Raw genomic sequence first — 26748 nt, forward strand, 5'->3', positions numbered from 1 at the left:
AAAGCGTCTCTATTAATTTTCTTTAAATCTGTTTTCGTCAGGCGCCACATTCAATATTTGCAGCGTGCCTTTTAAAATCTCTGAAAAAACGGGGCCAGCCACCGAGCCACCGTAATAGTTGTCACCTTGTGGTTCATTAACCACGACAACCAGTGCCACTCTCGGGTCACTTGCAGGAGCGACTCCTGCGGTATAGGCAAAGTATTCATCACCATAGCCGCCCGCTATCGCTTTTCTTGAGGTACCAGTTTTAGCTGCGACTCGATACCCTGGTACTGCCGCTTTGGTTGCGGTACCGCCAGGTTGAGTGACCGTCTCAAGCATAGCAAGAACCTTGTGGGCATTGTCACTGTCAATCACCTGTCTTGAGAAGTCTTGGTCGTTATTTTCAATAATGTGAATAGGCTGGTATTTACCAAAGTTGCCTAATGTCGCATAAGCGTGGGCAAGCTGAAGTGGAGTGATGGTGAGACCATAACCGAACGAGAGCGTCGCGATTTCAAATTTAGACCAGCGGCGGCGATTAGGGAAAATACCCTGAGTCTCACCAACCAAGTTAAGACCCGATACTTCACCAAAACCCACCGAGCTGTACATTCCTAATAAAGCCTCTAACGGCATATCAAGCGCCAGTTTCGCGACACCAATGTTACTCGACTTTTTAAGGATAGTGGTCAGATCGGCTTTGCCCACCTTAGAAGTATCACGTACGCGGCTGCCACCAATTTGCATGATGCCATTCCCGGTATCAATCACGGTATCATCGTCTGCAACACCATTTTCAAGCGCCGCCAACACAACAAAAGGCTTAATCGTGGAGCCCGGCTCGAAGGCATCGGTGATAACACGGTTGCGCATTTTTGCCGATTGCAAATCAGAACGATTGTTAGGGTTATAGGAAGGTGCGTTAACCATGGCTAATACAGCGCCAGTTTTCACATCGAGGATAACCACAGAGCCAGAAGTCGCGCGATAATCCGCAACCGCCTGCTTAATCGCTCGATAAGCGATGGCTTGGATACGTTGATCGATGGTCAATTTTAGAGGTTTACCCTCTTCACGTTCTTCCAGTGAGATGTTTTCAACAACGCGTCCATAGCGATCTTTACGGATAATGCGCTTGCCCGCCTCTCCGGTGAGCCACTTGTCGTAACTTCTCTCTACCCCTTCAAGACCATGACCATCAATACCCGTCACTCCGACAAGGTGGGCACTAACTTCACCGGCAGGATAATAGCGACGAGATTCTGCTTTTAAGCCAACCCCTGCGAGTCTCAGTTCTCGAATATAGTGCGCCATCGCGGGACTCACCTGACGCTGAAGATAAATAAAGCGACGCTTCTTGTTGCGATTGATTTTCTCGATCAATTCACCGCGTTTAATGCCAAGAACGTCGGCAAGTGCATGCCAACGGTCGATGTCACTCAATCCACCTTCTTTAAAGATGGTCACAGGATCGGCCCAAACCGCTTCAACGGGCACACTGACAGCAAGTGGTTCATCATTGCGATCGGAAATAATACCACGGGCTGAGTGCAACGTTTTTGCACGAACAGAGCGTAAGTCACCCTGCTTGATCAAATTGTCTGGTTCGATAATTTGGATATAAGCAATGCGCCCCACCAAAGCCGAAAACGCGATAAAAACACAGCAAAGCACAAGGTTAAATCGCCAACGTATAAGCGTTGGAGGTTGACTCACTTCTGAAGTTTTAGCGGGGGTGACTTTCTTTTTGCTCATGGGAGTTGAATAATGACTTCTTTGTCTGATTCAGGACGCATCATTTCGAGCTCCTGCTTAGCAACCGCTTGAACTCGGCTATGTTCAGCTAGAGCGGTTTCCTCTAACAACAGGTTGCGCCACTCATTGTCTAAACGTTCCCGCTCCATTAACGCTTGGTCTTTTTCTGTGATCGCCTGACGGGTGTGGTGAGTGGTAAAAACAACCCCCATTGCACTGGCAAAAATAAGCACCAACAAAACCAACGGCACCCGACCTACCGTAATCAGATCGAGTGCGATAATTTTAGCGAGATTAGGCGCAGGCTTGCTCATTGGAAATTACAGTTTTTCAGCAATACGTAACACAGAGCTTCGTGAGCGTGCATTCACTTCCACTTCATTCTTGGATGGTTTGATGGCTTTGCCGATCGGCTTCATGTTGGCGCTGCCGAGTGCTTTGATTTGTTCTTCGGTCATTGGAATGCCGTGTGGCACTTCAGGACCTTTGCTCTCTTTTCGAATAAAACGCTTCACCATACGGTCTTCCAGAGAATGGAAACTGATCACCGATAAACGACCTTCAGGAGCCAAAATGCTTGCCGCCCCTTTTAGCGCGGTATCAATTTCTTCTAGCTCACTGTTGATGTAAATACGAAACGCTTGGAATGCGCGAGTCGCTGGATGCTTTTTCTCTTTAAAACTCTTTGGTGCAGCGTCAGAGATTAATTTCGCTAATTGACCTGTACGCGTGAGCGGCTCATTTTCTTCGTTTTCACGGTACGCCACGACCGCTTTAGCAATACGTCGAGCATGCTTGTCTTCACCAAACTCACGGATTACCCAAGTGATATCATCAAGATCCGCTTCCATCAGCCACTGTGAAACCGGAATCCCCGACGTCGGGTCCATTCGCATATCAAGCGGGCCATCTTTCATAAAGCTAAAGCCACGCTCTGCATCATCAAGCTGAGGAGACGAGACACCGAGATCAAGCAATACGCCATCAACTTGACCCACAAGTCCGTACTCAGCGGCATACTCTGCCATTCCAGAAAATGGACCATGAATGATGGTAAAACGAGGATCATCAATTTTTGCTGCTTCAGCGATGGCCTGAGGATCTCTATCAATACTGTAAAGGCGGCCATTGTCACCCAGTTGAGACAGAATTGTACGGCTGTGACCACCTCGACCGAATGTACCATCAATGTAAATACCGTCTGGTTTAATCGCTAAACCATCGATGGATTCATGGAGGAGTACAGATATGTGTTTAAATGCTTCGGTCATAGTTATCTCATGTGGCTGACGCATTGACGAATTCGGACTTTCCAGTGTACTGATTTAATGGCGTATCGCCACCACTAGCAAGCGAGAACACGTGATTTTGCGCTAAGTTTAATGGTTCGAAAATAAAATCGGTCAATTAAAAGCAAAAAACCCATCATAACAACAAAGTTACGATGGGTCTCGAATAGGTGGAGCCGACACATAAGCCGGGTTCTGTCTCCGCTTGCGCGGCGGTAGCCATTCGTCTAGGCCAGCAATCACTCACTGGCTCGAGCAACCTACCCGCCTCCTTACGCGAGCAACGCAATGTGGAGGCCTATTTGGTCTTGCTTCAGGTGGAGTTTACCCTGCTACGAACTATTACTAGTCGTCCGGTGCGCTCTTACCGCACCCTTTCACCCTTACCTGTGCACCGCTATTCGAAAATAGGGGCCATCGGCGGTCTTCTCTCTGCTGCACTTGTCGTAGGCTTGCGCCCCCCAGGCGTTACCTGGCACCTTGCTCTATGAAGCCCGGACTTTCCTCCCCCTTGTCAGTCTCCCGAAGGACGTCAACGTCAGTCTCCCAAAGGACCTCAACGTCAGTCTCCCGAAGGACATCAACAAAGCAGCGGCTACCCAGTCAGCTCCGAGGGCGGATTGTATAGAGTTCAGAGTGAAGTGTCTAGCGAGATCACAGATTAGATGAAATCTGAGAGCTAAGTGAACAGAAAACGAGCGCAGTCGTTAAAGGAAAATGAGCCGAGACCTTTGAGCTCGACTCACATTATCTCGCTCAATTAGTCGAGATTCTCTAGACCCCATTTGTAGAGCGCATTTTTCTTTAGATTGTAGATTTCCGCTGCCATTGCAGCCGCTTTCTTAAGCGGGAGCTCTTTCACTAAAATACCAAGCGCACGGGTCGCTTCTTCCGGTAACGAATCATCAATCGCCGCACGGTATCCGTGAATCAACAACGCCATTTCTCCACGCTGTTGGTTTTCATCCGCTCTTACCCATTCAACCAACTCAGCCAATGGCATACCTTGAATAGTTTCAAAGGTTTTGGTCAACTCACGCGCCAAAACCACTTCGCGATCAGGTCCAAGAATCTCTAGCATATCATCTAAAGAATCGAGGATTCGATGTGGCGACTCGTAGAAGACACAAGTGCGCTCTGCTTTCGCAATCTCGAGAAACTTATCCTTGCGCCCTTTGCTTTTGGCTGGCAAGAACCCTTCGAAACTAAAACGGTCAGACGGCAGACCAGATGCACTTAGTGCCGTAATCACCGCACATGCTCCAGGTAGAGGAACAACTTTAACGCCCGCTTGACGACACTTTGTCACCAAGTGATACCCTGGGTCACTGATTAATGGTGTACCTGCATCAGAAACCAATGCAATTGAGTGGCCCGCTAAAAGTTTCTCAACCAGTACTTGCGCTTTTTGCTGTTCATTATGATCATGGAGAGCAAAAGTTTTGGTCGAGATTGCAAAATGAGACAACAGCTTGCCAGTATGGCGTGTATCTTCTGCTGCAATCAGGTCCACACTAGATAAAACGTCTATTGCGCGTTGAGTGATATCACCTAGATTGCCTATGGGAGTCGGGACAATATAGAGAGTTGGGACCTCGGTTGGTAAGGTTTTGTTATCTGTCATTTGTTTACCATCACTTCAACGATTAATATAGACACAATTTTATACGGAATTAACTAAGAACTCATGGCCATGAAAAACCATAAGCGACTCAGTGTAACACGCTTACTCACTCCTGTAGCCCTTGCTGTTGCATTAACAGCTTGTAGCTCAGGTCCATCAACGCCTCAATCCGTTGATATCACCTTAGATCCAAATCAACCGCTGCAAACTTACCTAATGCGTGCAGACAGCAGCACTGGCAGTTTACAAAATGATTGGTTAATCATGGCTCTGAAAGCTTCTATTGCGGCAGGCGACACAACTCAGTCGGAATTGCTAATTAAGCGGCTCTCCCGCCAGAACTTGACGAACATGCAACAAGCCGAATGGCAATTAGCCCGTGCTGAGCTGTTGGTTAAACAAGGGCAGAATGATGAAGCGCTTGCACTGCTCAACTTCCGTACAAACTGGCAACTAGCAGATGAGCAATGGAAGGAATACCATCAGGTTCGCGCCTCATTGTTTGTGAAACAGGGAGAGTACTACGCTGCAGCTCGTGAGCTCAGCCTTGAAAGTCGTTACGCAGCCATTGCAGAACAACAGTTTATTGCTGACAGCATTTGGGCAAATCTAGCGCGTGTTTCAACCACTCCCCAAGTTTCGCTGTCACCACAAAGCAACGATGCTGTATTTTCCGGCTGGTTAGCGTTGGCCAACTACAGCCAAACTCTCTCGGGTTCATTGGCTGAGCTTCAATCTTCTATCGAACAATGGCTAGCCGATAACCCTAGCCACCCAGCGGCAACTTACACGCCACAATCGATTAAAGACATTCTCTCTTTAGAGATCACTAAACCCGTTAATACCGCGCTTCTACTGCCTTTAACTGGCAAGTTTGCTACTCAGTCTCAGTTAATCCGTGACGGCTTCATTCTGGAAATGATGAATGATGACGATCGTGATGAAAATGCAACCTTAACCGTCATTGATACCAATGCCGTATCCATCGAAGAGCTTGAAAAGGAACTCATCGAGAAGAACATCGATTTTGTCGTCGGCCCTCTGGTCAAAGACAACATCGAAAAACTGCAGCGCGCTGAGGAAAATTTTGCCAAGCCGATGCCAATGCTGGCGTTAAACATTCCTGAGGAAATTGAAGCGAGTACAAGCACCTGTTATCTCGCGCTTTCTCCCGAACAAGAAGTCGCTCAAGCAGCAAAACATCTTGCGAAACAAGGCTATCAGTTCCCGTTAATTCTTGCTCCTCAAGGTCGATTCGGTGATCGCGTCATCGAAGCGTTTGAAGCAGAGTGGAAGAAACACAGTAGTAACAAAGTCGCCGTCAATCTATTTGGCGATAAGCGTCAGCTACAGCGTAATATCAACCAAGTGTTTGGTCTACAAGACAGCCAACAACATATCGCTCAAATGGACTCTCTGCTCAGTGTTCCTCTAGAAAGCCAGCCACGCAGCCGCCGTGATATTGATGCGGTATACATCGTCGCAAGCAGTTCAGAGCTCACGCTGATCAAACCATTTATCGAAGTGGCTATTAACCCTGATACTCAACCGCCAAAACTGTACTCAAACTCTCGCAGCAACAGCGGTCGTCAGCAATATGAAGACCTGACCGGTGTAAGCTATGGTGATATTCCCCTACTTGTGCACCCGAACGCTGAACTCAAAGCACAAATGGATCAACTTTGGCCTCGCAATTCAAACGCCAAGAAACGCCTACAAGCGCTTGGTATGGACGCGTATCGCCTAATGGAACAATTACCTCAGATGAAAGTTGTTCCTGGCTACGCCATCGACGGCAACACAGGCATACTCACCATCGATGAAAACTGTGTAGTCCAACGTGAAATCAGCTGGGCTGAGCACGGTGCTGCTAAGTAAGCGTAGTAAAGGGCAACACTACGAAGCCGTTGCTGAAAAGCATCTAATCAGTTGCGGCTTCTCATTAATTGAGAGAAACTTTCACGCTAAGGGCGGAGAGCTCGACCTTATTATGCGCGATGGCAACACCATCGTGTTTGTCGAAGTTCGCTATCGAGCCCAACAAACTTTTGGCCACGCTGCTGAGACCGTCACACGAAGTAAAATACAAAGAATTTTGAAAGCGGCTAACGTGTGGTTGATGAAAAATGGCCTGTCCGTCTATTCAACTGACTTTCGCTTTGATCTCGTTGCCATCCATCAGCATGGAAAACAGGTCGAGTGGATTAAAAACGCAATTACTCAAGGATAATCAATGCTAGATAGCATTAAAGACAGCTTTACAGAGAGCATTCAAATTCAAATCGCAGCGGCTGAAGCACTGCCTGACGCCATTACTCATGCCGCACAAGCCATGGTTGCAAGCTTACTGAACGGAAACAAGATCCTATGCTGCGGAAATGGCGGCTCTTCGTCAAATGCCCAGCAGTTTGTCTCTTGCCTACTCAATCGCTTCGAGACAGAACGCCCTAGTTTACCTGCCATGGCGTTAACTGCGGATATCACAACGCTTACAGCCGTCGCCAACGATTATCACTATGAGGAGATTTTCTCCAAGCAAGTTCGTGCATTCGGTCAAGCTGGCGATATCCTGCTAGCGATTTCCACTAGCGGTAACAGCAAAAACATCATTAAAGCTATGGAAGCCGCAGTGACACGCGACATGACCATTATCGCCTTTACAGGTAAAGACGGTGGCGAAATGGCTGGCTTACTCGGCGAAAATGACGTCGAAATTCGTATTCCTTCTCACAGAACGGCGAGAATTCACGAAGTGCATATGGTGACACTGCATTGCTTATGCGATCTTATCGACCAAGTATTGTTTCCAGCTCACGAAGAGTAAATTTATGAAGCTATTAAAAGGTTTATTAGTGGCTGTACTCGCACTCAATATCACAGGGTGTGCAGGTCTACTTGTAGCAGGCGCGGCGACAACAGCCAGTATCGTTATTGACCCGCGTACTACTCAAGAAATTTGGAACGACAATAACATCGAGTTCGAAATCACCGGATTAGGCAATAAAGCGCCATTTCGTGGTAACGCTCGTGTCACAGCAAGTTCGTACAATGGGACGGTTATATTACTTGGTCAAGCCAATACTCCTCAATTAAGCGAGCAATTTGCGCAGCAAGCTCGTAAAGTGAAAGGAGTCAAAACCATTCACAATCAACTCAAAATCAAAGAACCATTGTCTATCAGTGAAATTAGTAACGACAGCTGGATTACCACTAAGGTGAAGTCTGCACTTTTAGCCAATGCTGAGCTAAACGGCGTAAAGATAAAAGTCATTACAGAAGACAAAGAGGTGTATCTTTTGGGTTATGTGTCAGAGCAGCACGCAAATATCGCCACAGAAATTGCGCGTAATACCTCTGGCGTGAAGCAAGTGATAAAAGCCTTTCAAGTAGACAATGAATAACAGGCACAAAAAAAGCAGCGAAAACTCGCTGCTTTTTAATATTCTTACGCTCATTTTACAACACGTAAACTCGGACGGCCTTTAGGTCGAGGTGGTTCCTCTTCGCCAGTGTCGTTATCTTCCGATTCAGACGCGACAGATAATGGAGAAAGGTCTTCTTCCACAATCATCTCGTCGTCTTCTTCAAACTCGCCAATGTAAGCGTCTTCAGGTTCAAACATCGTTCCGGCACCATTTTCACGAGCATAGATCGCTTGAACAGCATACAACGGAACAATAACTGAATGTGGTCGCCCACCAAAACGCGCATTAAACGTAATCGCTTCATTACCGAGCTCAAGATTGCCCACCGCGCGAGGAGCGATGTTCAAAATGATTTGACCATCTTGAACAAACTCATCAGGGACACGAACACCCGGTAATGTCGCCGCTACAACCAAATGCGGCGTTAAATCATTATCCACGAGCCAATCGTAAAATGCGCGAAGCATGTACGGTCGACGTGGAGTCATGTTTGAAATATCCATCAGTAACTGATTAACGAGCTAGACGCATTTCACGCTCAGCTTCAGTAAGAGAAGCTAGGAATGAATCACGTTCAAACACTCGGTTCATGTACACTTTTAGCTCTTTTGAACCAGGGCCTGTCAGCTCAATACCAAGTTGAGGAAGACGCCACAATAATGGTGCTAGGTAACAATCGATAAGGCTGAACTCTTCGCTCATGAAGTACTCGTACTCAGCGAATACTGGAGCAAGCGTCAGTAGATCATTACGTAACTTGTTACGTGCAGCTTCCGCTTCTTCAGCAGAACCTTTCACTACTTTTTCAGCCAATGTGTACCAGTTTCTCTCAATACGATAAATCATCAGACGGCTGTTACCACGAGCAACTGGGTATACAGGCATCAACGGAGGATGAGGAAAACGCTCATCTAGGTATTCCATGATGATCTTTGAGTCGTAAAGCGCTAGCTCACGATCAACTAGAGTTGGTACTGTTTTATATGGGTTAAGTTCGATAAGCTCGGCAGGTAGATTTGTCTCATCAACAAGCTCTACTTCAACACTTACACCTTTCTCAGCCAGAACAATACGTACCTGATGGCTATACATATCAGATGCACTTGAAAATAGAGTCATCACAGAACGTTTATTGGCAGCTACAGCCATGGAGCCCTCCAGCACACTTACAACGATAAAAACAATGGAGGCCAAGCCTCCATTGTAAAGGGAATTAGCACGGTATCGTAGCACAATTAGTGCACATCACGCCAATACTCTTTCTTAAGTAGAACCACAACGATGGTGAAGATGACCAAGAAGCCCATTACCCACCAGCCTAAAGCGTGACGCTCTAGTTTTACAGGATCACCAGAATACTCAAGGAAGTTAACGAGGTCGCGAACTGCATTGTCGTATTCTTCATCGTTTAGTTCACCTGTGCCATCGCTTTCAATGCCAACAACTTTTGTCACTTCTTCGCCATCAACCACGTGTGTTTCATACACTGGTGTCGGAATACCTTGTAGCTCTTCCAATACGTGTGGCATACCAACGCTAGGGAAAACAACGTTGTTCACACCAAACGGACGGCTTGGGTCCGCATAAAATGAACGAAGGTACGTGTATAGCCAGTCAGTACCACGAACACGGGCTACCAGCGTTAGATCTGGTGGTGGAGCACCAAACCATTTCGCCGCTGAATCCTGTGGAATTGAGTTAACCATCAAATCACCCACTTTCGCTTCAGGATCGAAGATTAGGTTATCTTTTAGAAGCTCAACAGGGATACCGATATCACGAGCAACACGCTCATAGCGCTGATACTGGGCAGAGTGACAACCAAAACAATAGTTCATAAACAGTTTGGCACCGTTTTGAAGCGAAGCTTGGTCACTCAAGTCATTGTTTGCTTTGTCCAGTGGTACGTTCGCACCCGCTGCCATCGCCAGAGACGGCAGCATTGCAAATAAAATTACAATCCATTTTTTCATTTGAATGTCACCCTTTCTGGTAGAGGCTTAGTCGCTTCGTTCTTACTGTAGAAGAACAGCAATACGAAGAACATGAAGTAAGCTAAGCTGAAGATCTGAGCTAATAGCGTGTATGTTGGCGTTGCTGGAAGCGCACCAAGAATACCCAACGCGATAAAGCTGATCGTGAACTGGATGATATTGAATAAATGGAACTTACTGCGGTAGCGGTAAGAACGAACGCGACAACGATCTAACCAAGGTAGAACAAACAGAACCGCAATCGACGCGCCCATAGCGATAACACCGAGTAGCTTATCTGGAACGGCACGTAGAATCGCGTAGAACGGTGTGAAGTACCATACTGGAGCAATATGCTCTGGTGTTTTCAGTGGGTTTGCTGCTTCAAAGTTAGGTGGCTCAAGGAAGTATCCACCCATTTCAGGGTTGAAGAACAACACGTAACAGAACAAGAACAAGAAACCAGCCACACCAATCAGGTCTTTCACCGTACCGTAAGGATGGAAAGGTACTGAATCAATGATGTCATACTTCTTAGAGTAGTAATCGTGGAACTTGAACTGCGTCTTGTAGTCATCGCCCATCGTGCCTTTTGGCAGTTTGGTTTCAATACCGTCTGGGTTATTTGAACCCACTTCGTGTAGTGCTAGTACGTGTAGAACGATAAGCAGCAGAAGCACGATTGGTAGTGCGATAACGTGTAGAGCGAAGAAACGGTTTAGTGTCGCACCAGAGATTACGTAGTCACCACGAATCCATAGTGTTAGATCATCACCAATAACAGGAATTGCACCGAATAGTGAAATGATTACCTGAGCACCCCAGTAAGACATCTGTCCCCAAGGTAGTAGGTAGCCCATGAATGCTTCTGCCATCAGCACTAGGAAGATAAGCATACCGAAGATCCAAAGCAGCTCACGCGGCTTCTGGTAAGAGCCATAGATCAGCCCGCGGAACATGTGAAGGTATACAACAACAAAGAAGGCAGACGCGCCCGTTGAGTGCATGTAACGCAGTAGCCAACCATACTCAACATCACGCATGATATATTCAATTGACGCAAAAGCGCCATCACCAGATGGAACGTAGTTCATGGTTAGCCAAATACCCGTTAGGATTTGGTTAACCAAAACAAGCATTGCCAGTGAGCCGAATAAATACCAAAAGTTGAAGTTCTTTGGCATTGGGTACTCAGAAAGGTGCTTTTTGTACGCATTCATTGCGGGTATGCGTTTTTCTACCCAATCAAGTAGAGCTTGCATTATGCCTCCCCTCCTTCGTCAACACCAATTAGAATCTTGGTATCGCTCAGGTACATGTGTTTAGGTACAACTAGGTTCAACGGCGCAGGAACGCCTTGGAATACACGACCCGCCATATCAAACTTAGAGCCATGACATGGACAGAAGAAACCTGATTTCACACCCTGAACTTGTTCGCTAAAACTGTCAGGCAAATAAGTCGGTGAACAACCAAGGTGTGTACAGATACCAACAGCAACGAAATACTCAGGCTTAATTGAGCGGTAAGCGTTTTGAGCATAAGTCGGTTGTTGTTCTTCACCAGATGAAGGGTCACGGAGTTGACCATCCAGTTCTTTAAGCGTGTCTACGACAGATTGTGCACGACGGACAACCCAAACAGGTTTACCACGCCATTCAACACGTACCATCTGCCCTTCCTCGAGTTTACCAATATCAACTTCGACAGGGGCACCCGCAGCTTTTGCTTTTTCACTTGGGTTCCAAGATTTAATAAAAGGAACGGCGACAGCAGCGGCTCCTAACCCACCAACAACAGCTGTTGTAGCAGTTAGAAAACGTCTGCGACCGTTATTTAAAGGCGCATTGCTCATCCAAACATTCTCCCATTTGCTCCTTGTGGACTATTGTTATTCCGCTTAAAGAGCATGGCTAACAAAATACGAATTTAGTTGTATTTATTTGATGGCAAATGATAAATAAAACCCTACTTTTTGACAAGATAAAGCTACCTTTTTGTAACATTTGTGAGGCGAATCGCCAGTGAGGTCACAAAAGGGACATAACTAAAACAAAACTTAGGAAAAGCGTGAGGTTAGAAGGGATTTTTTTTGCGAAGAAAAACAAAAAGCTCGGCATAGAGCCGAGCTTTGAACCACAATTCCAGTAATAAAACTGGAGCGGTAAATTTCCTGTAGAGGAAATTAACGCTTAGAGAACTGTGGACGACGACGTGCTTTACGTAGACCAACTTTCTTACGTTCAACGCAACGAGCGTCACGAGTAACGTAACCAGCTGCACGTAGAGTAGGACGTAGAGACTCATCGTATTCCATTAGAGCGCGAGTGATACCGTGACGGATAGCACCTGCTTGACCTGAAATACCGCCACCTTTAACAGTAACGTATAGGTCTAGTTTCTCAGTTAGTTCAACTAGCTCTAGAGGTTGTTTAACAACCATGCGAGAAGTTGGACGACCGAAGTATTCATCAAGGCTACGCTTGTTGATTACGATGTTGCCGCTGCCTGGTTTAATGAAAACACGTGCAGCTGAGCTTTTGCGACGGCCAGTGCCGTAGTATTGATTCTCTGCCATTTTCGAAATCCCCGATTAGATGTCTAGTACTTGTGGTTGTTGAGCAACATGGTTGTGCTCAGCGCCAGCGTAAACTTTCAGCTTACGGTACATAGCACGGCCTAGAGGACCACGTGGTAGCATACCTTTAACTGCTAGCTCAAGAGCCATCTCAGGCTTACGATCAATTAGCTTCTCGAAGCTGATTGACTTAAGACCACCTGGGAATTCAGAGTGACGGTAGTAAATCTTACCTTTAGCTTTGTTACCAGTTACAGTAACTTTCTCCGCGTTAACAACGATGATGTAATCACCAGTGTCACAGTGTGGAGTGTATTCAGCTTTGTGTTTGCCACGTAGGCGAGATGCAATTTCACTTGCTAGACGACCAAGAGTTTTACCTTCAGCGTCTACAACGTACCAGTCGCGTTTTACAGTTTCTGGTTTAGCAACGAAAGTTTTCATGCTAATAATAACCCGTTAATTATTTAAATTTACACTTAAAGGAGCCAAAAGCTCCCACTGACTAAGAGTCCAGTCAACACCCCTTCGAGTGGTTGGCACTCTCGACCCGTTATGTCGAAATACCTTCGATAATCAAGGTCTGCAGTAACGGTGGGTCGCAGGATTATAGAGAAGTCAGTAGAAAAAATCACCTTTTTTTGAGGAAAAAATCGATTTTTTTTCAAACCGCTACTATTTAATCAAAACGTTATGCCAAATGCTCTCTCGCCAAGTAGTCATGGCTCTGCATTTCGATCAAACGAGACTGGCAGCGCTTGAATTCAAACTCCAGTTGTCCACTGGTATATAGATCCTCTAACGCGACCTCAGCAGAAATAATCAGCTTTACGTTGCGCTCGTAAAACTCATCCACCAAGGCAATAAAGCGGCGAGCTGCATCATCAATGGTTCTGTCCATCTGTTTTACATCCGCTAGCAGCACGGTGTGATAAATCCGTGAGAGCTCAATATAGTCATTTTGGCTACGCGCTGTCTGGCATAATTGCCCAAACGTTGCATGCAACACGCCCTCAGAAGTCTCAACCACATCAATCTGGCGATGATTAATGTCAATCACTCGATCTCCTTTTCGCGCTTCTCCGACAAGCTGCTCAAAATAGTGGTGCAGATTTTTGTTCGCTTGTTCATCCAACGGATAATGATAGATTTCCGCTTGCTCTAATGTGCGTAAGCGATAGTCAATACCACTATCGACATTCAGCACAATGCAATTTTCTTCTATTAGCTTTATTGCGGGGAGGAATCGAGCCCTTTGCAACCCATTGCGATATAAGTCATGCGGCGGAATGTTCGATGTCGCCACCAATACAACTCCGCGAGCAAACAAGGCTTGAAATAAAGTGCCCAAGATCATCGCATCGGTAATATCAGAAACAAAGAACTCATCGAAGCAGATAATTTCCGCTTCGGCTTTAAAAGTATCTGCCACTAACTCGAGGGGATCGTTGACATCGCCCAATGCATTGAGCTCATCATGAACCCGATACATAAAGCGATGAAAGTGCACTCGCATTTTTTTCTCTGATGGCAAAGCATCGAAGAAGGTATCCATTAAATAGGTTTTCCCGCGACCGACACCACCCCAAAAATAGAGTCCTTTTGGTGCGGTCGGCGGCTCAGGTTTCTTTGCAAACCAACTTTTCCACCCAGTAACCTTCTCAACAGGCCTATTCACATATTGAACGAATTGATGGTAAAGCGTATCTAAGGCGGTTACGGCTTGCAGCTGAGCGTCATCTTGCTGAAAACCATGCTCTTTTATGTCTTTTTTATAGCTATCTAAGGGCGTCATGACTTCAAGGACCTACAGAAGAAGAGTGGAAACTGCTATGTAGAGCACATGCATTTTTCTTTATTGGCTGAAGTTCTCATAGTACCATGTCGACTGAACATGTGTAACTAAGTGGTAATAAACATGTTAAATAACAACAATAAGGAGCTAATATGCCTTGGATTTACGCCCTAGTTGGTTTGCTTGTTGGAACTCTGTTTGGTGTCATCGTTTCTCGTTTAACGACACCAGGATACAAGAAACAAAAAAGCACCCAAAAAGAATTAGAAACCGCAAAGTTTGAGTTGGAACAACAAAAGCAAGATCTGGCTGACCACTTTGCACAAACGGCCGATATGTTGGATTCACTAGGTAAAGAGTACACAAAACTCTACCAACACATGACGAAGACTTCATCAGAGCTACTTCCTAATATTCCAGTTCAAGACAACCCTTTTAATAAAAAGGTTGCCGAACAATCTAAGCCTGAGTTAGTCGTCAACGAAGAGACTGACGAAAGCCCGAATGAAGCCCCGAAAGATTACGCCTCAGGTGCGACAGGTCTATTGAAAGAAGAGAAGAAAGAAATCCTCGACTCTGAACAAGTCGTGACAGCTAAAGCGTCTTAAGGCAGAAAATTTGCTGAACTTTGCATAGGTTTTTGAGTCATAACTCTCACAAGCGCCACTTGATCTTATATTTTTCAATCAAATATAAGAGTTAAGGCCTTAACTAAATAGGAGTTATCAGATGAAAAAACCTTTGCTTGCATTAACCGTCCTATCATTAAGCTTAAGTTCAATCATCACCCCAATGCCCGCAACGGCGGCATTGCCTCTATCTGTTAACGGTGAGCAGCTCCCTAGTCTGGCTCCCATGCTCGAAAAAGTGACCCCAGCCGTCGTTAGTATTTCAGTCGAAGGCACGCAAGTATCAAGACAACATATCCCTGAGCAATTCCGCTTCTTCTTCGGTCCTGACTTTCCAACCGAACAATTGCAAGAGCGCCCATTCCGCGGCTTAGGTTCTGGCGTCATAATCAATGCAGACAAAGGTTACATTGTGACCAACTACCACGTCATTAATGGCGCCGAAAAAATCCGTGTCAAACTGCATGATGGCCGAGAGTACGATGCAGAGCTTGTTGGCGGCGACCAAATGTCTGACGTTGCACTACTCAAGTTAGAGAAAGCTAAAAATTTAACGGAAGTTAAGATTGCAGATTCAGACAAGCTACGAGTCGGCGACTTTACTGTTGCGATTGGTAACCCGTTTGGCTTAGGTCAGACCGTCACTTCAGGGATTGTTTCTGCGTTGGGACGCAGTGGCCTCAATCTTGAAAACTTCGAGAACTTCATTCAAACCGATGCCGCGATCAACAGCGGCAACTCGGGTGGCGCACTGGTTAACTTAAACGGTGAATTGATTGGTATTAATACCGCTATCTTAGGGCCCAATGGCGGGAATGTGGGCATCGGCTTTGCCATCCCATCCAATATGATGACCAATTTGACAGACCAAATCCTCGAGTTTGGGGAAGTCAAACGCGGCATGCTAGGAGTGCAAGGTGGAGAAATCACCTCTGAACTCGCAGAAGCGCTTGGGTATGAGTCAAGTAAGGGCGCGTTTGTCAGCCAAGTGGTTGCGGATAGTGCCGCTGACAAAGCAGGCCTTGAAGCAGGTGATGTTATCGTCTCCATTAATGGTAAATCCATCACTTCGTTCAGTGAGCTGCGCGCGAAGGTAGCGACATTGGGTGCAGGCAAAACCATCGAACTTGGAGTTATTCGAGACGGCAAAGAGAAGACGTTTGAAGTAACCCTTGGTGAAATGCAAAACGCAAAAGCGCCAGCTGAGAAACTTCATGAAGGCTTATCGGGCGCCCAACTATCCAACACCAATGCGAGTGATGCGGTACAAGGGGTGAAAGTGACTGCAGTGGAGAAAGGCTCAAGCGCAGACGCCTACAAACTCGAAGAAGGTGACATCATCATCGGCGTTAACCGTAAGCGTGTGAAAAACTTAGCTCAGTTCCGTAAAATCGTAGAGAAGCAACCTGGCGTACTAGCGCTTAACATCCAGCGTGGCGACCGTACGCTCTACTTAGTCATTCGATAGCGTCACTTCACTGATGATAAGTTCATCATAAAAACGCGAACTCAGCCTGAAAGGACAGTGGGAAATTCCGCTGTCCTTTTATTATTGACTCATCTAGTGCTATTCTTCAGCAACTTATCTCTACCAAACGCTAGACGAGGACAGTATGCTGCAATTTATATTGCGTTCCGTAGGCTTAGGGCTTGCCACTGCAGCGCTATTGCTGCTCGCGTTGCCTTCACTACGAAGCAATATCCTTCCACATACTCCATTAGATCAGGAAAAAGGTAGCGGCCAGTTACAAATCTCGTTCAACCAAGCGGTCCGTAACGCAGCACCCGCCGTGGTGAACATCTATAGCCGTAAATACACCGAGGCTGACCGTTCAAAGCTACTCACACAAGGCCTTGGTTCTGGAGTGATTGTCAGCGAAAAAGGCTACATCATCACCAATTACCACGTCGTAGCCCAAGCTGATCAAATCATTGTCGCCTTACAAGACGGTCGAGTCGCTGCTGCACAACTAGTAGGTAAAGATCGCCGTACTGATATCGCAATACTCCGTGTAGAAGGCTCCAACCTTCCGGTGATTCCATTAAATCCAAACTACACACCTAAAGTGGGCGATGTTGTCTTAGCGATCGGTAACCCATATAACCTTGGTCAAACAACGACGTTCGGCATTATTTCTGCAACGGGGCGCTCGTCAATCAGTGCTGACGGGCGACAAGCGTTTATTCAAACCGACGCCGCCATCAACGAAGGCAACTCAGGCGGTGCTCTTGTTAACACCCGCGGAGAACTCGTTGGAATCAACACAGCTTCGTTCCAACAAGCGACAGAGCTAGAGACCTACGGGATTTCATTCGCAATTCCATTTACCCTTGCCGACAAAATCATGCAGAAGATCATCGCAGATGGACGGGTCATTCGTGGCTACATTGGTATTGATGGTCAAGACATCAATTCCGTCACATCAAGATTGCTCGGCAATGAGCATCTAGGTGGTATTGTTGTCTTAGGGGTTGATCCAAATGGTCCAGGGGCAGCGGCAGGATTTGAAGCGCAAGACATTATTTTGAAGATCGACGACAAGAAAATAAATGGCCGTCAAAGCGTACTTGATATCGTGACCGAGCTAAGACCCGGCACTGTGGTTGATGTACTTATTCTTAGAAAAGGCGAAGAGAAAACGCTTCAAGTAACCATAGCAGAAGACACACGCTAATTATCTCTGCACTGAAATAAAAAATCCCATGCCTTGGCATGGGATTTTTTGTTATTCAGCGTTCTCTTCAACCGAGGCTGAGCCAGATTCAATCTCTATTCGAGTGACACGTTGCAAACCACGCGGCAGCAAACTACCTCGTCGCCCACGCTCACCGCGGAAATTATCTAAATCACTCGGCTTCAAGCCTAACTTGCGTTTGCCCGCATAAAGCGTCAATGTTGCGCCTTTAGGCACCGCAATTAAGTGAGAGAGTATCTCTTCACGCTCTTTGGCTTTTGCCGCAGGAATATTAATGATCTTGTTGCCCTTACCTTTTGCAAGCTGAGGCAGATCTTTAATCGGGAACAGCAACATTCGACCTTGGTTCGTAATCGCAACAATCTCGTCTGAATCGAGATCCGCTATCGCATCAGGAGTCATCACTTCCGAGTTCACTGGCAACGTCACCAATGCTTTACCACTTTTGTTCTTAGAAAGCAGATCGCTGCCTTTACAAACAAAGCCGTAGCCAGCATCAGAGCCCACTAACCATAATTGCTCTTCTTCACCCATAATCACTTGGCGAATCGCACTGCCCGCTGTGATGTTCAAGCGTCCAGTAATCGGCTCGCCTTGACTCCTTGCAGATGGCAGCGAGTGAGACTCGAGTGAATAACTGCGACCATCGCTACCTAGGAAGACTGCCTGTTGATTACTCTTCCCTCGAGCATGAGCGAGATACTTATCACCAGACTTGTAGTTTAGCCCCTCAGCGTCGACATCATGACCTTTAGCGTGACGAATCCAACCTTTCTCAGACAGAACAACGGTAATCGGCTCACTTGGTACTAGGTCACGTTCAGTCAGTGCTTTCGCTTCTGCACGCTCCACCAGCGGTGAACGGCGCTCATCACCGTATTTATCGGCGTCCGCTTGGATCTCTTTCTTAAGCAAGGTATTCATGCGACGCTCAGAACCTAGCAGCAACTCTAACTTCTCGCGCTCTTTCTCTAGCTCATCTTGCTCACCGCGGATCTTCATCTCTTCTAGCTTGGCTAGATGACGAAGTTTGGTATCTAAGATCGCATCTGCTTGAATTTCGGTAATACCAAAGCGCGCCATTAATACCGCTTTAGGATCGTCTTCGGTACGGATGATTTCAATAACTTCATCAAGGTTTAAGTAGGCAACCAACAAACCTTCAAGGATGTGCAAACGAGCCATCACTTTATCAAGACGGTGCTGTAGGCGACGACGAACCGTGGTGCGGCGGAATTCGATCCATTCAGACAGAATTTGAACTAAACCTTTAACCTGCGGGCGATTGTCTAGACCAATCATATTGAGGTTAACGCGGAAATTCTTTTCTAGATCGGTTGAGGCAAACAGATGATTCATCAACTGGTCGCAATCAACGCGATTTGAACGCGGAACGACAACGATTCGCGTAGGGTTCTCGTGATCGGATTCATCGCGCAGATCGTCAACCATAGGCAGCTTTTTCGCACGCATTTGGTTAGCAATTTGCTCTAGCAATTTCGCGCCAGACACTTGGTGTGGCAACGCTGTAATCACGATATCAGAGCCTTCTTTGTGCCAAACCGCACGCATCTTAATACTGCCGCGACCAGTGCGATAGATCTTCTCAAGATCCGCTTTTGGCGAAATGATTTCTGCTTCGGTCGGGTAATCAGGACCTTGAACAAAGTTCATCACATCCGGCAGTTCTGCTTTTGGATGATCGATCAAGTGAATCGCTGCATTTGCCACTTCACGGACGTTGTGAGGCGGAATATCCGTTGCCATACCCACCGCGATACCAGTAACGCCATTCAATAGAATATGTGGCAGCCGCGCAGGTAGCATTTGCGGCTCTTTCATTGTGCCGTCAAAGTTAGGCTGCCATTCGACCGTGCCTTGACCAAGTTCACCTAACAGGACTTCCGCAAACTTAGACAGCTTCGCTTCGGTATAACGCATTGCAGCGAACGATTTAGGATCATCTGGCGCCCCCCAGTTACCTTGACCGTCCACCAATGGGTAACGGTAAGAGAATGGCTGTGCCATTAATACCATCGCTTCATAACACGCCGAGTCGCCGTGTGGATGGTATTTACCTAACACGTCACCAACAGTACGTGCTGATTTCTTATATTTTGCTGCAGCCGAGAGACCAAGCTCCGACATTGCGTAAATAATACGTCGTTGAACCGGCTTCAAACCATCGCCAATGTATGGCAACGCGCGGTCCATAATTACGTACATTGAGTAATTCAGATAAGCGTCTTCAGTGAACTTGCGCATCGGCAACTGTTCAACGCCATCGTATGTAATCTCTGTAGACATTCGTTAAACCTCTGCCATATCGCCGTTGGTTTGTAGCCAGCTACGGCGGTCATCCGCACGTTTCTTACCTAACAACATATCCATCATTTCCATGGTCTGCTCGTTATCATCGATGGTTAGCTGAACCAAGCGACGGGTATTAGGATCCATGGTTGTTTCGCGAAGTTGGAGTGGGTTCATCTCACCCAGACCTTTGAATCGCTGTACGTTGATTTTGGCTTTTTTCTTCGATAGGCGCTCTAATACGCCCTCTTTCTCATCATCATCAAGGGCATAGAACACTTCTTTACCACAGTCGATACGATAGAGAGGAGGCATTGCGACATAGATATGGCCTGCTTCAACTAGAGCACGGAAGTGACGAGTAAACAGAGCACACAGTAGCGTTGCAATATGAAGACCATCCGAGTCCGCGTCGGCAAGGATACAGATTTTGCCGTAACGTAGGCCGTCGAGGTTGTCGTTGTCAGGGTCAATACCCAGCGCAACTGAAATATCATGCACTTCTTGAGAAGCAAGGACTTGATCAGCAGAGACTTCCCACGTGTTCAAGATCTTACCGCGCAGCGGCATCACAGCTTGAAACTCACGATCGCGGGCTTGTTTCGCTGAGCCGCCTGCCGAATCACCCTCGACAAAGAAGATTTCAGTACGATTTAAATCTTGTACAGAACAATCGGTTAACTTACCCGGTAGTGCCGGACCTGATGCCACCTTCTTACGCACAACTTTCTTACTTGCGCGCATGCGGCGGTGCGCATTGGCAATACACACTTCTGCCAGCTGTTCAGCAAGTTGCGGTTTTTCGTTTAACCACAAGCTGAAGGCATCTTTTACTACGCCTGAAACAAATGCTGCTGTTTGACGAGATGAAAGACGCTCTTTAGTTTGACCGGCAAACTGAGGGTCTTGCATCTTGACCGACAACACGTAAGAACAGCGATCGAAGATGTCGTCACCCGTTAACTTAACCCCACGAGGAAGCAAGTTACGGAACTCACAGAACTCGCGCATCGCATCAAGTAGACCTTGGCGAAGACCGTTAACGTGCGTACCACCTTGCTTAGTTGGAACTAAGTTAACGTAGCTTTCGGTGATCATCTCGCCACCTTCAGGCTGCCAGATCACCGCCCACGTTGCCATTTCCGTTTCTGCAGTGAACTCTCCGATGTAAGGCTCGGCTGGCAGTACTTCATAGCCTTTCACGCCCTCAGCAAGATAGTCTTTTAAGCCATCTTCGTAGTACCACTTGTGCTCTTCATCGTTAACTTTATCGCTAAACGTGATTTCTAATCCTGGGCAGAGCACGGCTTTGGCACGCAGGTTGTTCACCAAACGTAGCGCTGAGAACTTGTAGCTGTCGAAGTATTTAGCATCTGGCCAGAAGTGGACTGACGTTCCGGTATTGCGATGACCACAAGTTCCGGTCACGGTCAGTTCTGTCACGGCGTTACCGTGTTCAAAAGCGATTTCATGCACTTGACCTTGGCGTTTTACGGTGACTTCCACACGTTTGGATAACGCGTTAACCACCGAAATACCAACCCCATGCAAACCACCAGAGAACTTGTAGTTGTCATTGGAGAACTTACCGCCAGCGTGCAGCTTGGTCATGATAAGTTCAACACCCGAAATACCTTTCTCCGGGTGAATATCAACGGGCATGCCACGACCATCATCGATTACTTCGAGCGATTGGTCTGCATGAAGAATGACTTTGATTTTTTTCGCATGACCCGCAAGCGCTTCATCCACCGAGTTGTCGATAACTTCTTGGGCGAGATGGTTTGGTCGCTCCGTTTCGGTATACATACCAGGACGGTGTCGTACTGGGTCGAGACCTTCAAGAACCGAAAGGTCTTTCGCATTATATTGTTCAGTCATAATACGGAATATCTATATAAAGAATAAAAGGGTAGCCAAGCAGGCGGGACATTAAGCTCTAGCAATTGATTGAGAATCGAAAAAGCGAGCAAACTCTAATCGCTTTGCATCCTGCCAAGCATAAGTGAAACATAGTCTGGAAGAGACGTATTGATGTCAAGCGAGATAAGTAAGTAACAGGTAAATTTATGACTCTTCCCTCATCAACCTATCAAATTGTGTTCAAGATGATAAGGAGCTGAGCAACAAGGTTTTAGAGTTGTAAGAATTTGATGATTTTTTCTGGATAGCGTTCGAAGTCGACAAAACTATGATCACCACCGGATTCTACGGTCTGTTTTGCTCCAACAAACTTGCTCACCGCTTGCCGATAATCGAGTACTTCATCTTCTTCTTGCTGAAGCAACCAAAAATCAGACGGGTCACGAATCGTCGGCGTATCAAGAGCAATCAGTTCATCGATATGCTGCTCTTCAAGCATATACGTTTCATTGGTGTAAGGGTTAACTTGTTCACCCAAGTAATCAGCCAACAGCTCATAAGGTTTCACCGCAGGGTTAACCACCACGGCTCGAAAGCCAAACTGGTTGTTCAGCCACATAGACATGTACCCACCCAGCGAACTGCCGACCAAACCAATACGGTAATCCTCTTTATGCTGTTCAACAATGTCGAGCAACAAGTTCGCAGCAAGCTCTGGAAAACAAGGCAATTGAGGAACCAAAACTTTAATATCAGGCCGATACTGCTCACAGTACGCTTTCATTACATTCGCTTTGTGTGAAAGTGGTGAGCTGTTAAAACCATGAATATATAGAAGTAGTGATGGCTTCATGCGATCCTCTTAATATCCGGCAGAGCTGAAATCAGGTTGAAAGCATCCTGCAGGAAGACGCTTTACGTAAGTCTCTAATTGCCCATCGGCTTTAAGCACAAGCTCTCGCCAACCTGGTGAGGTGGTGTCCAACGCAAAGTCATCCGAGTTAGGTTTAAACTGAACGCAAGTCGAGGGCGTTGCCATGACGCGAACGCCGTGATGCATGACATTCATATCTTGGTGTACATGACCACATAACACAGCATTGACGTTATCGTGCTTTTGTACCACTTGCCAAAAATCATCCGCATCTTTAAGTGTGTGCTGATCTAGCCAAGCACTACCCACCAAAATTGGGTGATGGTGAAGCAAAACGAGAGTGTGACGATCGGCATACTGCGCGAGTTTTTCATCCAGTAAAGCCAACTGCTGATCGCTCAAGCGGCCATGTGGCACACCAACAACTTGAGAATCCAGCAGGATCATCTGCCAGTGTTCGCCCAGCAAAACATGGTCGACCTGCTGAATTTGTGGCGATGGGATCACCGACGTCATATTCGGTTTATAGTCATGATTGCCAGGCAACCAAAAACAGGGTTTCAGCAATGGCTCAATGCCACGCTCAAAGCATTGATAAGACGCTTCACTATGATCCTGAGAGATATCGCCCGTCGCTAAAAGAGCATCAAAACGACATTCTTGCTCGACAATTGCATTGACGACAGCTTTAAAACTCTCACCAGTGTTGACACTTAATAAGCTGCCATCTGTTGCTTCGAACAGATGAGTGTCTGTAATTTGGAGCAGCTTAATGCTGCTATCTGATGAGTTTGACGTAACTTTCAAAATTTCAAACCTAAATATTGATCGGTGTCCGACTGATACCATGCCGCAGACAAAATGTTAACCAATCGCCTAAAAAACGGTTCAATTGTGCTTTTTCATCTTGTTGAACCATCTTGTCATTTGGGTATTCGTAACGTGCATTGACACGCCGTAAGTGCTCACATTCCGAGACTTCTGCTACGCGAGCATCGTGGTAGAGCCTGACAGACATTCTCGGCAATGGAAATACTGGAACGTCATCGCTTTGACAAATATCGACCAAAGTTGTGTACTTTGTGACTTCGCCCACTAGAATTTGATACGTCATATTAGCAGCTTGATAACAGCGAATGTCGCCAACACTCGCGTTACTCGGAATGAGTGCGTTGAGTTTGGCATAATTGGTTTCATAGGTGCGCATCAGCTCTGATAAATCAACATGATACGGCTTTTTTACTGCTACTTGTGCCATTCGCTTCTTAAACGTTGGTGGTTCAGTTGTAACCATTGCAGCGCAATGATCGAAGCACCATTTTCAAACTTACCATTTGTTACCCAATCATAAGCCTCTTCACGACTAATGACATGGACGCGTATATCTTCACCCTCATAGTCTAAACCATGAACGCCATGTGCGGTTGTTGCGTCAACCTTTCCAACGTAAACATCGAGCATTTCAGAGCAACCACCTGAAGATGGGTAGTAAGACGTCACTTTCTCTAACAAGGTGACGTCAATCCCTGCCTCTTCAACCGCCTCACGACGAACGACATCTTCTGCCGTTTCTCCATGGTCAATGATCCCTGCGACTATCTCCATCTGCCATGGTGATGGATGCTCTAATGCTCCAACACGGATTTGCTCAATGATAACGACCTGGTCTGTAATCGGGTCGTAAGGCAGCATGGCCGCTGCATGGCCGCGCTCAAACATCTCGCGCTCAAGTGGCTGACTCCACCCCCCTTCGAACAGCTTATGTCGAAAGCGGTATTTGACCATGCTAAAGAAACCCTTGAACAGTGTCTCTTTTGAGATTATTTCCACATCTTGGGGTGTAAACTCCCCGTGTCGCTTTTCAGATGGTTGCATTTGGCACCTCGCTGAGTGAATCTTATAGTTTACTCAGACAAAAGCTTAACTTCCAAGGACATGGCTCAACTTTTTATATAATTTTTATATTCTGAGTTAAATTGAATAATAAAATATATTGCACAAGTGGATAGTTAAGTGTAAAAAGTTGCAAAGTTTTGCATGAATTTACATCAGTATGGGTTAAACTCTTGACGAGTAACCCTTTTCATCTTTTGGCAGGAATAGGACCTATGAAGAAACTGCTTCCACTATTTATCAGTGCAGCTCTAGGAAGTATGAGCACCAGTGCTTTTGCTGATACGCTCGCTGAAATCTACAACCAAGCGAAAGAAAACGATCCAACACTCCTCAGTGCGGCTGCTCAACGCGATGCAGCTTTCGAAGCAGTAACTTCTAGTCGCTCGACGCTACTCCCTCAAATTTCATTAAAAGCGAGCTACGACATTAATCGTGGTGAACAAGATTTGAATTCGGGCGGTAAGGTAGACACCGATAGCAATCAATTCGGCGCGTCTATTGGCTTTAGTCAAGAGCTTTACAAGCGTTCAAGCTGGGTAACACTCGACATCGCAGAGAAAACAGCACGCCAAGCGGATGCCTCTTATGCTGCAGTTCAACAAGCATTAATTCTTCGTGTCGCACAAGCCTATTTTGACGTTTTACGTGCGCAAGACAATCTAGAGTTTGTTCAAGCGGAAAAAGCAGCCGTTGGTCGCCAGCTTGAACAGACCAAACAGCGTTTTGAAGTTGGTCTTTCTGCAATTACCGACGTACACGATGCGCAAGCTCAGTACGATGCAGTACTTGCTGATGAAGTACTGGCAGAAAACAGCTTGATTAATAGCTACGAAGGGCTACGAGAAATTACAGGTCAAGAGCACGCACAACTCGACGTGTTAGACACGAAGCGTTTTTCTGCAAGCCGCAACTCAACGCCAATTACTCAGTTGATTGAAGAAGCACAAGAGAAAAACCTAAGTTTGCTATCTTCTCGTATCGCTCAAGATGTTGCCAAAGACAAGATTTCTCTTGCTAGCTCTGGCCACTTACCATCTCTGACGCTTGATGGTGGCTATTCACTATCCGATGTGTCAAATAGCAGTAACGATTACGACGCCGACAACTTCAACGTAGGCATCAACCTAGAAGTCCCGCTCTACACGGGTGGTAATATTAGCTCTCAAACTAAGCAAGCTGAGTACAGCTATGTTGCGGCGAGCCAAGATCTAGAAGCACAATACCGCAGCGTCGTCAAAGATGTTCGCGCGTTTAACAATAACATCAGTGCGTCAATCGGTGCTCTGCGTGCATACGAGCAAACTGTTGTATCAGCAGAATCAGCGCTTGAAGCAACAGAAGCCGGTTTCGATGTAGGCACACGTACTATCGTAGACGTATTAGATTCAACTCGTCGCTTGTATGATGCCAATAAAAACCTGTCGAACGCTCGCTACGATTACATCCTCAGCGAATTGCAGCTTCGCCAAGCGATTGGCACACTCAGCGAACAAGACATTATGGATATCAACGCAGGTCTACGTACCGCGAAGAAATAATCTCAAACCATAGTAAAAGAGCAGGCACCTGATGTGCCTGCTCTTTTTTGTTTGAACGAAGCCTTCTGCTTCTAGTAAACGGTATCAATCACTACGCCCGTTTCTACAAGCCACTCTGTTTTATCATCAACTCGAACTTGCAGCGCAACATCAACCGGTTTCTCAGCATCTAGCTCAAACTGCCATACAAACGCCAACTCCCATTGATTCTGGTTGTGAGTACGTAAATCCAGTAAGTCGCCATCAATTTGCCAACTCTCATCACCCTGTTTGATTGATAGTGATTCAACCACCAGCTGGGCAGGCAGCACTTTATCTGACTCTAAATAGAGCGCACCATGCAGTGTACTGTCTTGAACCGAACCTATCGTTGGCATTTTGTTTACCCAAAGATTACTTTTAAGCGCGATGCTCGTTTGAGCCACTTCGATCGTGTTTGTTTGTTCCCAAACAACAGGTTCATTTGCACATCCTGCCAATAGCGCTGCACTTAGCGACAGCAAAGCGAATTTTTTCAT

At 46.4% G+C, this 26748-nt stretch carries 27 protein-coding genes and 1 other RNA gene; 8 read left to right on the forward strand and 20 right to left on the reverse strand.

Features of this window, described 5'->3' with window-relative positions; all coding sequences use genetic code 11:
• Nucleotides 1-12 precede the first annotated feature (12 nt).
• From OH458_RS03795 to rsmI, 5 genes are all read right to left on the reverse strand, one after another.
• Nucleotides 13-1740 carry a penicillin-binding transpeptidase domain-containing protein gene (locus OH458_RS03795; protein WP_269977317.1) on the reverse strand — a complete coding sequence of 576 codons (1728 nt, stop codon included), beginning with the start codon at nucleotides 1738-1740 and terminating at the stop codon, nucleotides 13-15.
• Complete coding sequence (ftsL, locus tag OH458_RS03800) at nucleotides 1737-2054, reverse strand: cell division protein FtsL (protein ID WP_039483530.1); 318 nt, start codon at nucleotides 2052-2054, stop codon at nucleotides 1737-1739. The genes OH458_RS03795 and ftsL overlap by 4 nt, the downstream gene beginning before the upstream one ends.
• Before the next feature lie 6 nt (nucleotides 2055-2060).
• The gene (gene rsmH, locus OH458_RS03805; protein WP_269977318.1) at nucleotides 2061-3011 is read right to left on the reverse strand and encodes a 16S rRNA (cytosine(1402)-N(4))-methyltransferase RsmH; all 951 of its coding nucleotides are present in this window, start codon (nucleotides 3009-3011) and stop codon (nucleotides 2061-2063) included.
• Between the two features lie 186 nt (nucleotides 3012-3197).
• Nucleotides 3198-3640: RNase P RNA component class A (gene rnpB / locus OH458_RS03810), an RNA gene on the reverse strand.
• A gap of 149 nt (nucleotides 3641-3789) precedes the next feature.
• Nucleotides 3790-4653 carry a 16S rRNA (cytidine(1402)-2'-O)-methyltransferase gene (rsmI, locus tag OH458_RS03815; protein ID WP_038139690.1) on the reverse strand — a complete coding sequence of 288 codons (864 nt, stop codon included), beginning with the start codon at nucleotides 4651-4653 and terminating at the stop codon, nucleotides 3790-3792.
• A gap of 63 nt (nucleotides 4654-4716) precedes the next feature.
• Between rsmI and OH458_RS03820 the strand changes: the two genes are divergently transcribed.
• From OH458_RS03820 to OH458_RS03835, 4 genes are read left to right on the forward strand one after another with little or no spacing between them, the layout of a single operon-like run.
• Complete coding sequence (locus tag OH458_RS03820; protein WP_269977319.1) at nucleotides 4717-6531, forward strand: penicillin-binding protein activator; 1815 nt, start codon at nucleotides 4717-4719, stop codon at nucleotides 6529-6531.
• Complete coding sequence (locus OH458_RS03825; RefSeq protein WP_081980393.1) at nucleotides 6518-6883, forward strand: YraN family protein; 366 nt, start codon at nucleotides 6518-6520, stop codon at nucleotides 6881-6883. Before OH458_RS03820 ends, OH458_RS03825 begins: the two co-directional genes overlap by 14 nt.
• A gap of 3 nt (nucleotides 6884-6886) precedes the next feature.
• Complete coding sequence (locus OH458_RS03830; protein ID WP_005476318.1) at nucleotides 6887-7477, forward strand: phosphoheptose isomerase; 591 nt, start codon at nucleotides 6887-6889, stop codon at nucleotides 7475-7477.
• Nucleotides 7478-7481: 4 nt separating this feature from the next.
• On the forward strand, nucleotides 7482-8054 hold the full coding sequence (locus tag OH458_RS03835; protein ID WP_269977320.1) for a BON domain-containing protein: 573 nt from the start codon (nucleotides 7482-7484) through the stop codon (nucleotides 8052-8054).
• Nucleotides 8055-8104: 50 nt separating this feature from the next.
• Here OH458_RS03835 and sspB read toward each other — a convergent pair whose 3' ends face one another.
• The 8 genes from sspB to zapE form a co-directional block, all read right to left on the reverse strand.
• The gene (sspB, locus tag OH458_RS03840; protein WP_038190848.1) at nucleotides 8105-8581 is read right to left on the reverse strand and encodes a ClpXP protease specificity-enhancing factor; all 477 of its coding nucleotides are present in this window, start codon (nucleotides 8579-8581) and stop codon (nucleotides 8105-8107) included.
• A gap of 10 nt (nucleotides 8582-8591) precedes the next feature.
• Nucleotides 8592-9227 (reverse strand): stringent starvation protein SspA, encoded by a 636-nt coding sequence (sspA, locus tag OH458_RS03845; RefSeq protein ID WP_038139696.1) that lies wholly within the window; start codon nucleotides 9225-9227, stop codon nucleotides 8592-8594.
• Nucleotides 9228-9313: 86 nt separating this feature from the next.
• Entirely contained in the window at nucleotides 9314-10051 is a 738-nt protein-coding gene (locus tag OH458_RS03850) for a cytochrome c1 (RefSeq protein ID WP_038190850.1), read from the reverse strand.
• A complete protein-coding gene (locus OH458_RS03855) occupies nucleotides 10048-11313 on the reverse strand; it encodes a cytochrome b (RefSeq protein ID WP_005476328.1) in 1266 nt (421 codons plus the stop codon). The genes OH458_RS03850 and OH458_RS03855 overlap by 4 nt, the downstream gene beginning before the upstream one ends.
• A complete protein-coding gene (gene petA / locus OH458_RS03860; RefSeq protein WP_038139701.1) occupies nucleotides 11313-11906 on the reverse strand; it encodes a ubiquinol-cytochrome c reductase iron-sulfur subunit in 594 nt (197 codons plus the stop codon). The genes OH458_RS03855 and petA overlap by 1 nt, the downstream gene beginning before the upstream one ends.
• Before the next feature lie 330 nt (nucleotides 11907-12236).
• Nucleotides 12237-12629: a 30S ribosomal protein S9 gene (rpsI, locus tag OH458_RS03865; RefSeq protein ID WP_005436094.1), complete on the reverse strand. Its 393-nt coding sequence runs from the start codon at nucleotides 12627-12629 to the stop codon at nucleotides 12237-12239.
• A gap of 15 nt (nucleotides 12630-12644) precedes the next feature.
• Nucleotides 12645-13073, reverse strand: a complete 429-nt coding sequence (gene rplM, locus OH458_RS03870) for a 50S ribosomal protein L13 (protein ID WP_038139704.1) — start codon at nucleotides 13071-13073, stop codon at nucleotides 12645-12647.
• A 247-nt stretch (nucleotides 13074-13320) separates the two neighbouring features.
• Nucleotides 13321-14424 carry a cell division protein ZapE gene (zapE, locus tag OH458_RS03875; RefSeq protein WP_269977321.1) on the reverse strand — a complete coding sequence of 368 codons (1104 nt, stop codon included), beginning with the start codon at nucleotides 14422-14424 and terminating at the stop codon, nucleotides 13321-13323.
• A 152-nt stretch (nucleotides 14425-14576) separates the two neighbouring features.
• Between zapE and zapG the strand changes: the two genes are divergently transcribed.
• The 3 genes from zapG to degS all read left to right on the forward strand — a co-directional run bounded on the left by zapG (nucleotide 14577) and on the right by degS (nucleotide 17728).
• A complete protein-coding gene (gene zapG / locus OH458_RS03880; RefSeq protein WP_269977322.1) occupies nucleotides 14577-15032 on the forward strand; it encodes a Z-ring associated protein ZapG in 456 nt (151 codons plus the stop codon).
• A gap of 121 nt (nucleotides 15033-15153) precedes the next feature.
• Nucleotides 15154-16521 (forward strand): DegQ family serine endoprotease, encoded by a 1368-nt coding sequence (locus OH458_RS03885; protein WP_038139711.1) that lies wholly within the window; start codon nucleotides 15154-15156, stop codon nucleotides 16519-16521.
• A 145-nt stretch (nucleotides 16522-16666) separates the two neighbouring features.
• Entirely contained in the window at nucleotides 16667-17728 is a 1062-nt protein-coding gene (degS, locus tag OH458_RS03890) for an outer membrane-stress sensor serine endopeptidase DegS (RefSeq protein ID WP_269977323.1), read from the forward strand.
• Between the two features lie 51 nt (nucleotides 17729-17779).
• Here degS and parC read toward each other — a convergent pair whose 3' ends face one another.
• The 6 genes from parC to nudF form a co-directional block, all read right to left on the reverse strand.
• A complete protein-coding gene (gene parC / locus OH458_RS03895; protein WP_269977324.1) occupies nucleotides 17780-20056 on the reverse strand; it encodes a DNA topoisomerase IV subunit A in 2277 nt (758 codons plus the stop codon).
• Nucleotides 20057-20059: 3 nt separating this feature from the next.
• Nucleotides 20060-21940 carry a DNA topoisomerase IV subunit B gene (parE, locus tag OH458_RS03900; RefSeq protein WP_038139715.1) on the reverse strand — a complete coding sequence of 627 codons (1881 nt, stop codon included), beginning with the start codon at nucleotides 21938-21940 and terminating at the stop codon, nucleotides 20060-20062.
• Nucleotides 21941-22193: 253 nt separating this feature from the next.
• Nucleotides 22194-22775, reverse strand: coding sequence for an esterase YqiA (gene yqiA, locus OH458_RS03905; protein ID WP_269977325.1), 582 nt, complete (start codon nucleotides 22773-22775; stop codon nucleotides 22194-22196).
• A gap of 9 nt (nucleotides 22776-22784) precedes the next feature.
• Nucleotides 22785-23603: a 3',5'-cyclic-AMP phosphodiesterase gene (cpdA, locus tag OH458_RS03910; RefSeq protein ID WP_269977326.1), complete on the reverse strand. Its 819-nt coding sequence runs from the start codon at nucleotides 23601-23603 to the stop codon at nucleotides 22785-22787.
• A gap of 10 nt (nucleotides 23604-23613) precedes the next feature.
• Entirely contained in the window at nucleotides 23614-24054 is a 441-nt protein-coding gene (locus OH458_RS03915; RefSeq protein ID WP_269977327.1) for a DUF1249 family protein, read from the reverse strand.
• A complete protein-coding gene (nudF, locus tag OH458_RS03920; RefSeq protein ID WP_269977328.1) occupies nucleotides 24042-24671 on the reverse strand; it encodes an ADP-ribose diphosphatase in 630 nt (209 codons plus the stop codon). Before nudF ends, OH458_RS03915 begins: the two co-directional genes overlap by 13 nt.
• 233 nt (nucleotides 24672-24904) lie before the next feature.
• Here nudF and tolC point away from each other — a divergent pair, with 233 nt between their 5' ends.
• Complete coding sequence (gene tolC, locus OH458_RS03925; RefSeq protein ID WP_005472844.1) at nucleotides 24905-26230, forward strand: outer membrane channel protein TolC; 1326 nt, start codon at nucleotides 24905-24907, stop codon at nucleotides 26228-26230.
• Nucleotides 26231-26301: 71 nt separating this feature from the next.
• Here the strand turns inward: tolC and OH458_RS03930 are convergent, their stop codons facing one another.
• Nucleotides 26302-26748 carry a hypothetical protein gene (locus OH458_RS03930; RefSeq protein WP_269977329.1) on the reverse strand — a complete coding sequence of 149 codons (447 nt, stop codon included), beginning with the start codon at nucleotides 26746-26748 and terminating at the stop codon, nucleotides 26302-26304.

The sequence above is a fragment of the Vibrio sp. MarTm2 genome (assembly GCF_027587055.1).
GTDB classification, from domain to species: Bacteria; Pseudomonadota; Gammaproteobacteria; order Enterobacterales; family Vibrionaceae; genus Vibrio; species Vibrio sinaloensis_D.